Origin of the sequence: Winogradskyella epiphytica (assembly GCF_003217215.1) — a bacterium.
In the GTDB taxonomy this organism is placed as follows: Bacteria; Bacteroidota; Bacteroidia; order Flavobacteriales; family Flavobacteriaceae; genus Winogradskyella; species Winogradskyella epiphytica.
Window position 1 is genome coordinate 260277 of the sequence record NZ_QJTD01000003.1, and the last position, 17191, is coordinate 277467.

The 17191-nt window shown below is 31.5% G+C and carries 9 protein-coding genes and 1 CRISPR repeat array; of the genes, 7 read left to right on the plus strand and 2 right to left on the minus strand.

The window, feature by feature from the left end:
• The first annotated feature begins 329 nt into the window (after positions 1-329).
• Positions 330-803, plus strand: a complete 474-nt coding sequence (locus DFQ11_RS10090) for a DUF6495 family protein (RefSeq protein WP_110475758.1) — start codon at positions 330-332, stop codon at positions 801-803.
• A gap of 1091 nt (positions 804-1894) precedes the next feature.
• On the opposite strand, the gene DFQ11_RS10095 is transcribed toward DFQ11_RS10090, so the two are convergent.
• A complete protein-coding gene (locus tag DFQ11_RS10095) occupies positions 1895-3136 on the minus strand; it encodes an ABC transporter permease (protein WP_110475759.1) in 1242 nt (413 codons plus the stop codon).
• Positions 3137-3302: 166 nt separating this feature from the next.
• Here DFQ11_RS10095 and hisS point away from each other — a divergent pair, with 166 nt between their 5' ends.
• From hisS to DFQ11_RS10125, 6 genes are all read left to right on the plus strand, one after another.
• Positions 3303-4673 carry a histidine--tRNA ligase gene (hisS, locus tag DFQ11_RS10100; RefSeq protein ID WP_110475760.1) on the plus strand — a complete coding sequence of 457 codons (1371 nt, stop codon included), beginning with the start codon at positions 3303-3305 and terminating at the stop codon, positions 4671-4673.
• 992 nt (positions 4674-5665) lie between these two features.
• Positions 5666-6124, plus strand: a complete 459-nt coding sequence (locus DFQ11_RS10105) for a hypothetical protein (protein ID WP_146221524.1) — start codon at positions 5666-5668, stop codon at positions 6122-6124.
• 421 nt (positions 6125-6545) lie between these two features.
• On the plus strand, positions 6546-11153 hold the full coding sequence (gene cas9, locus DFQ11_RS10110) for a type II CRISPR RNA-guided endonuclease Cas9 (RefSeq protein ID WP_110475762.1): 4608 nt from the start codon (positions 6546-6548) through the stop codon (positions 11151-11153).
• Positions 11154-11164: 11 nt separating this feature from the next.
• Positions 11165-12052: a type II CRISPR-associated endonuclease Cas1 gene (gene cas1, locus DFQ11_RS10115; RefSeq protein WP_110475763.1), complete on the plus strand. Its 888-nt coding sequence runs from the start codon at positions 11165-11167 to the stop codon at positions 12050-12052.
• A gap of 6 nt (positions 12053-12058) precedes the next feature.
• Positions 12059-12397 (plus strand): CRISPR-associated endonuclease Cas2, encoded by a 339-nt coding sequence (gene cas2, locus DFQ11_RS10120; RefSeq protein ID WP_110475764.1) that lies wholly within the window; start codon positions 12059-12061, stop codon positions 12395-12397.
• Between the two features lie 112 nt (positions 12398-12509).
• Positions 12510-15063: a CRISPR direct-repeat array (repeat unit 46 nt; unit sequence CTTGTGATTGCTCACGTAAAAATACAATTTGAAATCAATTCACAAC).
• A gap of 670 nt (positions 15064-15733) precedes the next feature.
• Complete coding sequence (locus DFQ11_RS10125; RefSeq protein ID WP_146221525.1) at positions 15734-15970, plus strand: hypothetical protein; 237 nt, start codon at positions 15734-15736, stop codon at positions 15968-15970.
• A gap of 15 nt (positions 15971-15985) precedes the next feature.
• Here the strand turns inward: DFQ11_RS10125 and DFQ11_RS10130 are convergent, their stop codons facing one another.
• A complete protein-coding gene (locus tag DFQ11_RS10130) occupies positions 15986-16855 on the minus strand; it encodes a hypothetical protein (RefSeq protein ID WP_110475766.1) in 870 nt (289 codons plus the stop codon).
• Positions 16856-17191: the final 336 nt, after the last annotated feature.

The window sequence follows — 17191 nt, forward strand, 5'->3', positions numbered from 1 at the left end:
AAGGATTAATAAAACGAGTTTATCAGATCAATAGTAGGAAATGTCCCCTTGAGGCTAATGAGAAGCAAAATATATTTTGATTCGAAATTACCGAGCGTAGCTCATGAGGGGTGTTCTTTAAATTAAAGAATAAATTATATGAAAATATCCAACAAAAATTCTTAAAGATTAATAAAACTAGATTATAATTAATAATTAATAAGAAGGCCCTACGCATGTGGTCAGAAGAACAAAGTGTTTCAATGAAATGCTAAAATATAATTATCAATAATTAAATATATATTTTAAAGGCACACCATCTGACCTTTAAAAGATTAAATCAATACCAGATGAAATACGCAAGATTAACTAAAGAACAATTCGAAGAATTACACCAAGAATTTATTAACTTTTTAGCGACTCAGTCTATTACCGGAGACGAGTGGGAAGATATTAAAAAGAACAAACCAGAGGTAGCTGAACAAGAGTTAGATGTGTTTAGTGACTTAGTTTGGCTCGGTGTATTACAAAAAGTAAAATACTTAGAGCATATTTCGCCACAGCAAATTCATTTGTTTCAATGTAATGAAAAAAGCATGCGCTTAATTGCTTTAAAAATAGAAAACCAGGCTATCGACTTCACTACAAAAGAAGGTTTTCAGTGGTTAAGAGATAACTTATTATCAGATTCTCTAGAATTTTTTAATGCGAAAAAAGACTATTCAGAAGATAAGTATTTAGATATATTTAAAATGATCCAGTCAGGAGCCAATATCACTAAAGGCGAGTTGTTTGAATATTTCGCTAATTTAATTAAAGGCTAAGCGGAGTTTGTAGTGAGTAGAGTTTAGTACGTAGTAATTAAAGGGTAGTATATGGACAATACGGAAGGACAGTTTTAACTCTGTTACCCCTTTATATTAGTACAACACACCCAGTTAAGCCCAGTCGAAACCTCATTGATAAACACCTATTCTGTCTTGTGTCCAAAATGTCACTTCGAGTGATTCCGAAGCATGAGGAATTATATCGAGAAGCATTCTTACAACACAGCATTCATAGGAAAACAAGGAATCTCCAAAACAACCAACATAGTTTTAATTAAGAACACATCATAAATGCCCCCACCTAACCAGCAGCTCCTCCCTTTAGTTAAAGGGAGGTGGCTCATCGTAAAGCAATGAAGATGAGTCGGAGGGTTTGCAATACCAACCCGATTCACAACTTTCAAAATATCCAAATACAGGAGAACGAATCATTTCTATGAGCCCTTAAAATCAGCACACCATGTCCGGTTAAGCGCAGTCGATACCTCCTTTTTAACACCTATTCTGTCTAGTGTCCAAAATGTAACTTCGATTGATTTGCGAGGTAGGAGCAAGTGTATTGAGTAGCATTTATAGCAAAGAACCTATAATCATCGAAAGTCATATTTTATTTTTTCATATTAGAAACCACTTTCAATCATTTATTAAAAATTTAGTTGTAAAGATTGTCCCCTTGAGGTTAATGAGAAGCAAAAAATATTTTGATTCGAAATTACCGAGCGTAGCTCATTAGGGGTGTTGTTTAGTTTAAGAACAAGTATGTAAAAATATCTAACAAAAATATTTCAAGATAATAAAACAAGGAATAAAAAATTCCTCATTTCAATCTGATTTTTTGGTTCGTTTATTCGCCCAAGTTTATTTTATGGAGCTCATGATGTGCTCAGCAATTTGTATCAAGACAATATGAACATAAGAAAAATAATAAAGTTATTTACTGCGCAGCGAAGAATCTTGATATTCCTAAAGACATGTTTTAAGTCTCTACCAGCTCCTCCCTTTAGTTAAAGGGAGGTGGCTCATCGTAAAGCAATGGAGATGAGTCGGAGGGTTTGCAATTCAACAGTAACCATCAAACTAACTAAAAACTACTCATAACGCAAAGACTCAATAGGATCCAACTTAGCGGCTTTAGTTGCAGGATACAATCCTGAAACCACAGCAACAATAAAAGCAATACTAGTGGCCCAAATCATCGCAACCCAAGGTGTAGAAAACTCCAATTCAAATCCTCTAGCAACAGCATAGCCAATTAAAATCCCAAGAATAATTCCTAGTAACCCACCAAGCTGACCAATAATGATCGTTTCCATAAAAAACTGAAAAGCAATCGTAGAACTTTTAGCCCCAAGTGCCTTGCGGACACCAATTTCACGAGTACGCTCACTCACAGAAACCAACATAATATTCATCAAGGCTATAGTAGAACCAAAAATAGTGATAATGCTTATGATCCACGCAGCCACATAAAGCGCTTTTGTATTTTGTGCCACCTGATTCAATAAATCCTCACTGCGCTCAATACCAAAATCATTGTCTTCAATAGGATTTAATCCACGAATATTTCGAAAGGTCTGAATGGCATCTTGCTGAGCGGCTTCAAGCATATCGGTTTTGTCCACCTTAACGCTCAAATTATAATTGATATTGGGATTGGTGAAAATAGAACGTGCTTTCTGAATAGGCATAATCACGCGTAAATCTTGATTGTTCCCAAAAGTCGACCCTTTTTCTTTCAGCACACCCACTACCTTAAATTTAGAACCTCGGATACTAATGGTTTTATCAATGGGATTTTCATCCGGAAATAAGGCCTTCTGTAAATCGCTACCAATCACACAAACCGAATTGCTGTTTTGAACATCAAACACATTAAGGGATCGACCGTTGGCAATATCTAATCCCGAATTTTCAATATAATACTCATTGGCCCCCAAAACACCGACCTCAGGATCGGTTTTTTTGTTTTCGTATTTCACTTCAGCACCCATAGTACCTGTAAAGGATACAGCGACTTTGGTGTAGGGGAAGTTAAACTTATCTTCAAAATCCTTCACATTTCGGTAGTCGATAATCGGATTCACCTTCTGGCGCTCTCTACTGCTCTGACGTTGTGCCGTAAACTCGTAGCGCTGAAAATTAAAGGTGTTAGATCCCATAGAGGAGAAATTGCTAGTAATGGTGTTTTCAAGGGCAGAAACACCACTTAAAATACCAACCAAAGCCATAATCCCAATTGCGATAATTAAAACCGTTAAAATGGTACGTAGCAATTGACTTTTTATAGAATCGAAAGCAATTCTAATATTCTCTCTAGCTAATGAAAACATAGTTTTTTATCGAGTTAGTTGGATGGTTCAATGTATAAGACGACACATAAAGCATAAAGTTACTATAAAATCAAAATATCTTGGGTTAGCCTATGAAAATTATAATATTTTTGTGACTTATATATTGTTTCACTTAAAGAGATTCCCCACGATCGTGGGAAATATTATGGCACAAAAACCAGGCATACCAAAAGGCACAAGAGATTTTAACGCAGCAGAAGTCGCGAAGCGTTCATATATTATGGAAACCATAAAAGAACAATTCAAGCTTTTCGGATTTCAACCGATTGAAACTCCTAGTTTCGAGAATTCCGAAACCTTAATGGGAAAGTATGGTGATGAAGGAGACCGTTTGATTTTTAAAATTTTAAACTCAGGGGAGTTTTTAAAGAAAGTTTCTGATGAAGACTACCAATCTAAGTCTGAAACGGTTCTAACCCCAAAGATTTCAGAGAAAGCTCTGCGATACGACCTTACTGTTCCTTTTGCGCGTTTCGTGGTACAACACCAAAACGATATAGAATTTCCATTCAAGCGTTACCAAATTCAACCGGTTTGGCGCGCAGACCGACCTCAAAAAGGCCGATTCAGAGAATTTTACCAATGCGATGCGGATGTGGTAGGTTCTAAATCCTTGTTTCAGGAAGTGGAATTTGTACAATTGTACGACGCGGTATTTTCAGCTTTAAAGCTAGATGGCGTAACCATTAAAATCAACAATCGTAAAATCTTGTCGGGTATTGCTGAAGTGATTGGCGCCCAAGATAAATTGATTGACTTCACAGTAGCCTTAGATAAACTCGACAAAATAGGAGAGGAGAAGGTGAAGGAAGAAATGCGAAGCAAAGGTATTTCTGAAGAGGGAATCACCAAACTTCACCCCTTGTTTACACTCAAAGGGGATTTCGGTGACCAAGTTGAAAGTTTAAAGTCGATTTTAAGTTCTTCTGAAATTGGACTTAAAGGTATTGAAGAACTCGAATTTATCAATACAGCAATTTCAACCTTACAATTAAAAACAGCGAAACTACAATTAGACGTAACTTTAGCAAGAGGTTTAAACTATTATACAGGTGCTATTTTTGAAGTATCTGCTCCTGAAGGTGTGAAAATGGGCTCCATTGGTGGAGGTGGTCGTTACGACGATCTTACGGGCATCTTCGGGCTAAAAGATATGAGTGGAGTTGGAATTAGCTTCGGACTAGACCGCATCTATCTAGTTCTAGAAGAATTAAACCTATTCCCAGATACCATTACAGCATCGACGAAAGTATTGTTCATCAACTTTGGTGAAAAAGAAGCAATGGCCTGTTTACAAGCCGTGACCAAATTAAGACAAGAAGGCATTAAAGCCGAACTATATCCTGATGCTGCTAAAATGAAAAAACAAATGAATCATGCCAACCGTCGTGATATTCCATTTGTAGTTTTAGTAGGTGAAGAAGAATTAAACTCAGGAGTTTTTACCTTAAAAAACATGAGCTCTGGCGAACAGCATAAAGTCGACTTCCAAGCGTTATTAGACATGTTGAAATAAAAGAAAGAAAGTCTCAATCCGTAAGGATTGAGACTTTCTAATCACACTAACAAAACAAACAAAAACAATTAGAAAAACTACTAACTTAAACTTTGTATACTATAAACTAATTTCTAACAACTAACAACTAACAACTAACAACTACCAACTAAAAACTACCAACTAACAACTCACAACTAACAACCTCCAGCCTCCAACCTCCATCTATCAACTAACAACTAACAACTAACAACTACCAACTACCATCCATAGACCATCCCGAAAGAGCAATTTGCAGAACAAAACGAACAGAAGAATAGCCTAAAGTAAGAATGATTAATAGCGCATTTAGTTCCATGAGATTTGGGCTTGAATGACGCTAATATAGTACTTTATTTTGAAAAACACCTATAAAATGCATTAAAAATCCGACAAAGTGTAGTTTTTGTTGGGAAAATACCTGTGTTGCAAACCTAGTTGATGAGGTTTAAATCTAGGGATTAACAGCCATGGCATTATAGTTTAGTGGTTTTTTCTGATATAGTTGTTTTACCTGAAAATGTGGAATTCTATACGTCATTAGGTAGGAGTATGCTAATTCCTACAAATGTAAATTTGGCTTATTAATAGAAAAAAATATAATCAGATCCAATTTACCTTCAAGACTACTGGCAGCACCCAAAAGAATGACGACGTCAGGCGGTAACTATTAGGTTAGAAGATCTCTTAGGTGAGCGTATCACATATTCTAGAATAAATTAACTAACCTTTAGCCAGTTACCTACAATCACAGAGCATCTTATACCTATTACTAATAAGGAAAAGACTTTAGATAATTTTGATATGATAGAATAACTGTTTTTATTTTAAAAAGAGTAAATTCCTTCATTTATTATGAATTTTACTAAATTACGCACTTGTTCCAATTTCAAAAACATGCAATAGTATTTATGTAATTGAATATATATTAGTAGATAAATAAGCATAATATGCCAACAAAAAACACTACCAAAGTGAAACTAATATTTATAAAAATTTTTCTATTTTTTTCAATAATCAGTTACTCTCAAATTGATTCGAGTTTTGAAGAAATTCAAAAAAGATTCGGAAAAGAAAATATTGAGGAATTGCAAACCCATAATATGCACTTTGAAGTAAAAAGATTAAAAGGAAATGAAACTATTAAATTTACCTATAATCGTGAAAAAATTGTGAAAATTATTGAAATCCAAAGCACTCAACCTATAAGTCATAAAAGACTGCATGAAATTGCCAAAGAGTTAATTCCAAACTTTAGCCTAACAACTACTGGGAAAAATGAAAACTCAAACTTCTATTACGATTCAAATAATAAGTTTTTAAATATTGAAGTTTTTGACACAAATAAAAAAGTGAATAGAAATAAAGTGATTTATATTTCTGATCCTGAGCTAATAAATGAATTAATTCCTGAAATTGAAATCTGGAATTAAATACTATTGAAAGTAAAAATTACAGTCGCAAAACCCCCATATATATTCATCATTACGCCCTCTTTAGGGCGTTTTCAATTGTAGGTTATTATATAACATAAAAAGTTTCTGAATGAGAAGATCGCTGGTAACTAAGGCTATCCTCGAAAACCTTCTATGTTTAAGTTTAAGCTTTCCACACAAATGTTAGAGATGAAAAAAGCTGAAAAAAAAGAAAACGACAACCGAAGTTGCCGTTTTAAATGTTTTCACAACGGAATAATCCTTATTGTGAATTGATTTCAAATTGTACTCAAATATATGAAAAATAGTTAAATAGTAATAATTTTTATATATATTTAGTATAAATTCCTACAAAACTAACTTGTCAATAAAGAATTTAGAGAATCATATATTCTACAAATGTGTAAAACCAAATAATATGAAAAAAATACTAGGCTTAGATCTTGGAACAAATTCCATAGGTTGGGCATTAACTACACAAGATTTTGAAAATAAAATAGGAAAAATAGATGGTATAGGAGCACGAATTATACCATTATCTCAAGACATTTTAGGAAAGTTTGATTCTGGACAATCTCATTCTCAAACAGCAAATCGAACTAGTTACAGGGGTGTTAGAAGACTTTATCAAAGAGCTTTACTAAGAAGAGAACGCTTGCATAGAGTATTAAATATCTTAAATTTTCTTCCAAAACATTACAAAGAATCTATAGATTTTGAAAAACATTTAGGGCAATTTAAAAACAACACAGAAGTAAAACTTAATTACCGCAAAAATGAAGAAGGAAAACATGAATTTATATTTATGGATTCCTTTAATGAAATGGTTGTTGAGTTTAAAGCAGCTGGAAAAGACGTTAAGATACCTTTAGATTGGACAATCTATTACCTTCGTACAAAAGCGTTAAAGCGTAAAATAACCAAAGAAGAATTAGCCTGGGTACTTTTAAACTTTAACCAAAAAAGAGGGTATTATCAATTACGTGGAGAGGAAGAAGAAGAAAGTAAAAACAGTAAAAAAGAATTTTACGCCTTAAAAGTTAAAGAAGTTATAGCTACTGAAGATAAAAATGCAAGAGGCACTTGGTATCATGTACTACTAGAAAACAACTGGGTTTATAAAAGGCAAAGCAAAGAATCATTAGATAACTGGGTTGGTAAAACTAAGGAGTTTATTGTAACAACACAATTAGAAAAAGATGGTACAGATAAAGTTGATAAAGATGGTAATGTACGAAGAAGTTTTAGTGCTGTAGATTCTGAAAAAGATTGGATTGCAATCAAAAAGAAAACAGAACAAGATATCGAGCAAAGTAACAAAACAGTTGGGCATTATATCTACGAAACGCTTTTAATTAATCCATCGCAAAAAATTAGAGGCAAACTAGTTAAAACTATTGAAAGAAAATTCTATAAACAAGAATTACAGAAGATATTAAAAACACAAATACAATTTCATCCTGAATTAAATGATAAAGAACTATACAATGCTTGTTTAGACGAATTATATCCAAGAAATGAAGCACATCAAAGTAATATAAAAAATAATGGCTTCGATTATTTGTTTATTGATGATATTATCTTTTATCAGAGACCTCTAAAAAGTAAAAAATCAACAATATCAGATTGCCCTTATGAAGAAAGAATTTTTATAAAAGATGGAGTTAGAAATGTACAAAAAGTAAAATGCATTGCTAAATCCAATCCTTTATTTCAAGAGTTTAGACTATGGCAATTTCTAAAGAATTTAAAAATTCATCAAAAGGAAAATATTGTAAATGGTAATATTGATGAAGATATAACAGATAGTCTTTTCACAAGTGATAATGATTGGGTTTTATTATTTGAGTTTTTAAATGATAAAAAAGAAGTGGAACAAAAACATATTATCGATTTCTTAGTCGATAATAAAAAGATAGAAAAAAGCCAGAAGAAAAATTACCGATGGAATTATGTAGAAGATAAAAAATATCCTGCAAACGAAACTAGATCGTCTTTTTTGTCTAGATTAAAAAAAGTAAAAAACTGTAATGAAAATGATTTCCTATCTAAAGAAAAAGAAGTTGCATTATGGCATATTATTTATTCAGTAAAAGATAAAAAAGAATATGAAACAGCTCTTGAAACTTATGCATCTAAATATAATTTAGATGTAAATTCTTTTGTTGAAGCATTTGTAAAATACCCGCCATTTAAAAATGATTATGGTGCTTATTCAGAAAAAGCAATTAAAAAAATATTGCCTTTAATGAGAATGGGGAAATATTGGGATGAAGAAGCTATTTCCGATGACGTAAAAAATAGAATACTACAAATACAAGAAAGGTTAGAAAGTATAAATTATGACAAAGAAGTTTTCAAAGGAGATAAAGAAGACAGATTGAAAACGATTGTCGATGATGAAATCCCTAGACAGTTTATTAAAAGCTTTATCGATTTCAAGGATAAAAACCCTCTCACAGGTTTAAACACTTACCAAGCTTGCTATGCAGTTTATGAACGTCATTCCGAATCAGGTCTAATCAAACAATGGAAATCGCCTAATGATATAGACACCTATTTAAATGAATTTAAACAACACAGTTTAAGAAATCCAATAGTTGAGCAAGTCGTTACAGAAACCTTACGAGTTGTAAGAGATATTTGGAAATATTATGGAAAAGGAGCATCTAATTTTTTTAATGAAATTCATGTTGAATTAGGTAGAGAAATGAAAAATTCTAGTGACAAACGTAAAGCAATGTCATCTAGAAATATAGAAAACGAAAACACTAATCAAAGAATTAAATCTTTATTAGAAGAACTTAAAAATGATTCAGAATATGATATAAGACCATATTCACCAAGCCATCAAGAAATATTAAAAATTTATGAAGAGGGTGTTTTTCAAAATCCAGAGGTATCTTTCTCTAAAGTAAAAGAAGATGAAATAAATAAAATTAGAAAAAGTAATTCTCCAACAAAGTCAGAAATTAATAAATATAAATTATGGCTAGAACAAGGGTATATTTCCCCTTATACCGGTCAAATAATCCCTTTAAGCAAATTATTTTCTATTGACTATCAAATTGAACATATTATTCCGCAATCACGTTACTTTGATAACTCAATGAGTAATAAAATTATATGTGAGAGTGACGTTAATCAGTTAAAAGACAATAAAACTGCTTATGAATTTTTAAAAAATGAAGGAGGCAGAGTTGTCACGTTAAGTAATGGAAACACCGTGAAGTTGTTTACTTTAGAGAATTATGAAAAACATTGTAAGCAATATTTTAAACAAAATAGAACAAAACTAAACAACCTACTATCAGAAGATATTCCAGAAGGGTTTATTAATCGTCAATTAAATGATAGCAGATATATTAGTAAAATTGTAAAAACACTCCTAAGTAACATTGTAAGAGAGGATGGAGAAAAAGAAGCAACCACAAAGAGATTAGTACCTGTTACTGGAGCAATAACCTCTAAACTAAAACAAGACTGGGGGCTAAATGATAAATGGAATGAAATAGTTGCTCCTAGGTTCATGAGGTTAAATGAATTAACAAACTCTAAAGACTTTGGTGAATGGGATTCTAAAATCAATGCGTTTAGAATAAAAGTTCCTAATGAAATTTCAAGAGGGTTTAGCAAAAAAAGAATTGATCACAGACACCATGCTTTAGATGCTTTAATAATTGCTTGTTGCACAAAAAAGCACACAAATTATTTAGGTTCTTTAAACTCTCAAAGAGAAAACTACGGCTTAAAAGCCAGTTTGTTAATAAAAAATAAGCAAGGAGATTTTACCAAGCACTTTCAATTACCTTGGCCAAACTTCACTGCAGAAGCTAAAGATAGTTTAGAAAAAACAATCATTAGTTTTAAACAAAATTTAAGAATCATAAACAAAACAAATAATAAAACCTGGCAATGGCAACCACAAAAAAATGGTACGTTTAAAAAAGTATTAGTAAAACAAAAAGACGCTACAAACTCAAAAAATAAAACAAATTGGGCTATAAGAAAGCCAATGCATAAAGAAACAGTTTCTGGGGCTGTTAAAATAAAAAGGATCAAAAAAGGGTTAAGTAATATTACCAGTTATTTAGACAAGCCAGAGTTAATTGTAGATAAATTAATTAAAAGAAAAATTAACAGCTTATTAATTCTATTTGATAAGGATTTAAAAAAAGTTAGAAAACATTTAAAGGAGACTCCACTTGTAATAGAAGGTAAAGAAATTACGAAAGTGAAAGTGTATGAATGGACTGAAAATGCCACTGCAACAAGAGTAGCTTTAAATGAAAAATTCACAAGAAAACAACTAGAATCTATAACAGATAGCGGTATAATAGCTATTTTAGAAAGACACCTGCAAAATTATATAGATCAAGATGCAAAAGAACGATTCGATCTGGCCTTTAACCCAGACGGCATAGATGCTTTAAATCAAAATATAAAAGCGCTAAACAATGGTAAAAACCATCACCCAATTTATAAAGTTCGCTTGTATGAAGAAGGAAGTAAATTCCCTGTTGGAGAAAGTGGTGCTAAGTCCACTAAATTTGTTGAGGCTGCTAAAGGAACCAATTTATTTTTCGCAATTTATTATGACAAAGAAAAAAACAAAAGAGTCTTCGAAACCATTCCTTTAAACGAGGTTATTGAACATCAAAAACAAACAGCAGCACTACCAAAAGATAAACGATTGCCAATACAACCAAATAACACAAAAGGGCAGTTTTTATTTACTCTTTCTCCAAATGATTTGGTTTATGTGCCAACCGATGAAGAACTAGAAAATGAGTCCTTGGTTGATTTTAATAATTTGTCCAAGGAACAAGTTTCTAGAGTGTATAAAGTTGTCAGTTTTACAGGTAATAGATTATATGGTATTCCAAATACAGTAGCAAAACCTATAATGAACAAATTTGAATATACTTCGTTAAATAAGCTTGAATTCGATTTGAATAAAATATCAATTAAGGAGAATTGTATAAAGTTAAAAATTAATAGAGTTGGTAATATAACTGTTATGTAATAAATTTCTCTATGATAAAAAGAACCATTTACATCGGCAATCCTTCTTATTTAAAAATGAAGCAAAAGCAATTAGTAGTTCAAGACCCAGAAACTAAAGGAATTAAAGGAACGGTGCCTGTTGAGGATATAGCCTTATTAATGTTAGATCATTTCCAAATAACCATTTCCAACCAATTATTAATGAAGCTTCAAGGCAATAACGTAGCAGTTATTTCTTGTGACCAACATCATTTACCTTTTGGTTTAATGCTGCCAATGGTAGGGCATTCAGAATATTCAGAAAGAATAAAGTATCAATTAGCAGCCTCAGAACCTTTAAAAAAACAATTATGGAAACAAACAGTAGAACAGAAAATAAAAAACCAAAAAGCTCTTTTAGATTTAAACAATAAATTCTCCGACCCTTTAGAAGAATATAAATCAACGGTAAAAAGCGGCGATACTACCAATAGAGAAGGAATCGCCGCGCAATTTTACTGGAAACAATTATTTGAAAACTTTTCTAGAGAGCGCTACGGGGTAGAACCAAATAATTTATTAAATTTTGGCTATGCAGTTTTAAGAAGTATAGTTGCTAGAGCTATAGTTAGTAGCGGCATGTTACCTGTTTTGGGTATTTTTCATAGAAACAAGTACAACCCATATTGTTTAGCAGACGATATTATGGAGCCATACAGGCCTTTTGTGGACAAACTTGTCTATAATTATGTTGTGAGTAATAACAATTACGAGTTAGATAAAGAAGCCAAAGCACATATACTTACCATGGCCACACAAGATGTTAGTATAAATGGCCTAGTAAGACCCTTATTTGTAGCTGTTACAACCACTACTGCAAGTTTATATAAATGCTTTACCGGTGAGTTAAGACAAATTAAATATCCCGAACTAGATTAATAAAACATGTCTTCAAAAAGATATAATGCTTATAGAATTATGTGGGTCTTAGTATTTTTTGATTTACCAACAGAAACCAAGAAAGAACGTAAAGTTGCAGGGCAATTTCGTAAAAAGCTAATGGATGACGGTTTTACAATGTTCCAGTATTCTATTTACCTAAGACATTGCCCCAGTAGAGAAAACGCAAAAGTTCATACCAAAAGAGTAAAAATGGGCTTACCTAAACACGGTAAAGTATGTATTTTAGAAATTACAGATAAGCAATTTGGTAATATGGAACTATTTCATGGTGTAAAAGAGGTAGATTTGCCCCAACCAACACAACAACTACAACTGTTTTAATAGAATGTAAAAATTCTATACTAAGAAATTTAATTTTTTTTTTTCAATGTAATTTTTGTAATTCAAAAAACAGTCCCATAGTATTGGTTTTACTCAATATTTTGGGACTGACCTTGTGATTGCTCACGTAAAAATACAATTTGAAATCAATTCACAACAGATATTGGGATCCGCATGCGCCATTAGATCTTGTGATTGCTCACGTAAAAATACAATTTGAAATCAATTCACAACGAATGATATGGAAGGGATTGCAATTGGCGACTTGTGATTGCTCACGTAAAAATACAATTTGAAATCAATTCACAACGCTTTTTGTAATCCTATTGTGGCTGCTGAACTTGTGATTGCTCACGTAAAAATACAATTTGAAATCAATTCACAACTAACTTAGAAATAATATTATACCAAGTGAACTTGTGATTGCTCACGTAAAAATACAATTTGAAATCAATTCACAACTGTGGAAACTGTATGGAATGCAGAAAAAAGCTTGTGATTGCTCACGTAAAAATACAATTTGAAATCAATTCACAACTTGTTTTGTGACTGGTTTCTACTTTTAGATCTTGTGATTGCTCACGTAAAAATACAATTTGAAATCAATTCACAACTACCTGCATTAAGATTCTGGAATTATCAAACTTGTGATTGCTCACGTAAAAATACAATTTGAAATCAATTCACAACAAGGGATTGAGGCGAAATGTTACACTTGTTCTTGTGATTGCTCACGTAAAAATACAATTTGAAATCAATTCACAACCTATTAGAATCTTATTCTTCAGAAATTGAACTTGTGATTGCTCACGTAAAAATACAATTTGAAATCAATTCACAACAAGTTATGAACGAGGCTAACGGACTAGTAGCTTGTGATTGCTCACGTAAAAATACAATTTGAAATCAATTCACAACAATAAAACCTTGCCATGCTGATTCTACCAACTTGTGATTGCTCACGTAAAAATACAATTTGAAATCAATTCACAACGTATGGAAGCCAGTCATCATCAACTCTTATCTTGTGATTGCTCACGTAAAAATACAATTTGAAATCAATTCACAACATAGCTCTTGTTTTGTGATAAGTTCTAAATCTTGTGATTGCTCACGTAAAAATACAATTTGAAATCAATTCACAACATATATAATGAGGTGCAAAGAATGTTAAGCCTTGTGATTGCTCACGTAAAAATACAATTTGAAATCAATTCACAACAAGAACAAAAGGATTCTTTTCTATTTTCACCTTGTGATTGCTCACGTAAAAATACAATTTGAAATCAATTCACAACGCAATATTCTTTAATTCTTCATTAATGGTTCTTGTGATTGCTCACGTAAAAATACAATTTGAAATCAATTCACAACTTATTTACAGTTGTTCAATGGCTTTCACTACTTGTGATTGCTCACGTAAAAATACAATTTGAAATCAATTCACAACTGGCACTAACAATATTCGTTTTAGTGGCTTCTTGTGATTGCTCACGTAAAAATACAATTTGAAATCAATTCACAACTCTGTAACTTCTATTTTAGCAGCACCGCCTCTTGTGATTGCTCACGTAAAAATACAATTTGAAATCAATTCACAACATGGTATTGCTCATAATAATTTACCCGACACTTGTGATTGCTCACGTAAAAATACAATTTGAAATCAATTCACAACAGGAATGGTAGAAAATACAGTAAATGCCATCTTGTGATTGCTCACGTAAAAATACAATTTGAAATCAATTCACAACAGGTCCAGACAACAAACAACAGTCTGCCGTCTTGTGATTGCTCACGTAAAAATACAATTTGAAATCAATTCACAACTTAGTATACAATAGCCATCGAGGACACGCACTTGTGATTGCTCACGTAAAAATACAATTTGAAATCAATTCACAACATTAGTAACACGTTCTAAAACTTCATCCTTCTTGTGATTGCTCACGTAAAAATACAATTTGAAATCAATTCACAACAATGTCATCCAATGGATCCGTAGATGCTTCCTTGTGATTGCTCACGTAAAAATACAATTTGAAATCAATTCACAACAGATGTATATCTATTGAAAGCGTACCATCTCTTGTGATTGCTCACGTAAAAATACAATTTGAAATCAATTCACAACACTTATATTTTGGTGCGCGTATTGGTCTTTCTTGTGATTGCTCACGTAAAAATACAATTTGAAATCAATTCACAACATATTCTTTATGTTTTTCATCTATTTTTGACTTGTGATTGCTCACGTAAAAATACAATTTGAAATCAATTCACAACAATCTGTTTCAAGTTGTAAGCAACCAAAAACTTGTGATTGCTCACGTAAAAATACAATTTGAAATCAATTCACAACAACACCATAGTTCAAGGCGATAGATTAAGTCTTGTGATTGCTCACGTAAAAATACAATTTGAAATCAATTCACAACCGTAAAGAAGGCTAAAACCTATTTATCTAACTTGTGATTGCTCACGTAAAAATACAATTTGAAATCAATTCACAACGAAAATGCCACCACCTAATGTTTAATAGGTCTTGTGATTGCTCACGTAAAAATACAATTTGAAATCAATTCACAACATCAAGAAACGTTTACCATAATAAACCTTACTTGTGATTGCTCACGTAAAAATACAATTTGAAATCAATTCACAACAAACTCTTGTTCATCTTCATCAAAACTAAACTTATAACTATTTCATTTTTTGAAAATCCATTTTTAGCAACGCTATTACTTTCAGAGGAAGAAACTAATAGACTTTGGTTTTTGAATTTCGTTTCTCCCAATTGATGAATAACTCTAAAATAGTAATTACGTAATTCTAATTTTTCTTTATTAGATATTTTTTCTATCTCCTTGATAAATAGATTTTTGTTGCTATCATTTTTAAAAAACTCAAAGAGTTTTTTGTTCTTGTCAATAAAACGTTTGGTTCCTGTTTTTGTGGGATTTTTAACTATTTCGTTAAATATCTCAAAAATGTAGATAAAAATCTCATTATTTATTTCATTCAATCCAAAATCTCTACCGTTCATTTGCTCCCAAAAATATTTTGATTTATCTCCATAATAGAATAATAGTTTGGCAAAATCGTTTAAACTATGGTATTTGGGGTTCAAATTGAATTTATCAAAACCAAATTCTTTAGAAAAACCACGATGTAATATTTTAATCAACCTTTCTGATTTAAAATCATTGAGTCTTTCAATAAATTTCTCGTATTTTTCTTTTTCAGTTCTGCTTTTCATCAAAATTACTGCCAACGTTATACAGCTTGTAGCAGTAGCGGTTAAATTTACCAAAACTTTATGTTAAATACTAAACTTTGAAAATACAAAAGCGACTTTCAGTTATGCACGAAAGCCGCTATTGCTACAAACTGTGGTTGGCAGAAGATTTTTATTTCTTCTTATTCTTCTTCAGATTTGGTAAAATAAAGGTTAATATACCAGCACCTACTGAAACAAAAATAGATGTTTTAATATCAAAATTCGCAAAAAAGCAAAGACAAAAAAACATTAAAACAGAAGAAGAAAGAAAAAGAATAAAACTCTTTAAATGAGAACTCATTGTCTAATTAAAGAGAATTGTGAAGCTCTCTAACTCCTTGTAATGCTGAAGCATTCATTCCATAACCAACTGCTCCAGCTGCTGTGCCAACCAAAACACCAGGACCAGAAGCAATAGATGAAACAAAACCAACTACTGCACCAACACCTGCACCATAAGCGTCCGCAACAGCCATATTGCCTATTGCATTTTTAAACCAACTCCAACCTCTTCCAAATGTTTGATTACTATTTGGGTTTAATTCATACCATTTATTAATGTTAGCTTCCCAGTAATTAAGAGAATGAATACTTGTAGATATAAAAGCTCTCACTGCTACATATTCTTTATCGTTGAAAACAATCTCTGACTTATTAATATTTTCTTCAATCAGTCTAATGTCTCGAATCACAGATGTTGAATTATAATTTTCAATTGTTTTAAAATCATTGAATATGTTCTCTATCTTATTAACTTCTTCTTTTAAAAAATTAGAAGTTAATTCAGAAAATAGGTTGTTTTTCATATCTGTAATTAAATTAGAAGAAGAAACACTTGGTTTTAATTGAGACAATAAATCAGAATCTAATTTATCAAAATTATTATTATTTAGTAAAAAATTCTGAGGTTCTTCAAATATTTCATTGTATAAATCATTTTGAGAACTATTTAAAAAATCAAAACTCTCTAATTGAGAATATATAGCTTCTAGTCCTTTGTTATGTTCAATTCCTATTAATTCAAAGTCATAATTGTTAAAGTAACTATTTGAATTTATTCTTTGTAAGATAGTTGAATCACTTTGAACAGAGAATTGTTCATTAATCTCATTCTCATTTGAACAAGAAATGAAAAATATACCCATAAATAACAATACATTTAAAAATACTTTTTTCATTTTACAAATTTTTTAAATTATGCCTACTCTTATTTTAAGTTGATTTCGGCTTTTCAACTTAAAATTATTTAAGAAGTTTCGACTATTTACTAATGCTACAATTTTTATATACTGTAGTTTTAATTAGGTTTTTCGTTAACGTCTTCCATAATTTTCTGCCAACGGTTAGTATATCTTAAGTTAGCGATCTTAAGTTAGCGATTATAAATATAAGTTATAAATTAGGAATCAAATCAGAAAGAAAAAAGAGAGGATTAAGGTTATTTTGTGTATTGAGACAGCGATCTCGTTTTTCATGACAATCCCCTCTCTTTCCTACTATTATTTCGAACAGTT

What these genes read in the sequence shown, in the direction of transcription:
- DFQ11_RS10090 (WP_110475758.1), top strand. Translation starts at nt 330, where the DNA reads ATGAAATACGCAAGATTAACTAAAGAACAATTCGAAGAATTACACCAA.
- DFQ11_RS10095 (WP_110475759.1), bottom strand. Translation starts at nt 3,136, where the DNA reads ATGTTTTCATTAGCTAGAGAGAATATTAGAATTGCTTTCGATTCTATA.
- hisS (WP_110475760.1), top strand. Translation starts at nt 3,303, where the DNA reads ATGGCACAAAAACCAGGCATACCAAAAGGCACAAGAGATTTTAACGCA.
- cas9 (WP_110475762.1), top strand. Translation starts at nt 6,546, where the DNA reads ATGAAAAAAATACTAGGCTTAGATCTTGGAACAAATTCCATAGGTTGG.
- cas1 (WP_110475763.1), top strand. Translation starts at nt 11,165, where the DNA reads ATGATAAAAAGAACCATTTACATCGGCAATCCTTCTTATTTAAAAATG.
- cas2 (WP_110475764.1), top strand. Translation starts at nt 12,059, where the DNA reads ATGTCTTCAAAAAGATATAATGCTTATAGAATTATGTGGGTCTTAGTA.
- DFQ11_RS10130 (WP_110475766.1), bottom strand. Translation starts at nt 16,855, where the DNA reads ATGAAAAAAGTATTTTTAAATGTATTGTTATTTATGGGTATATTTTTC.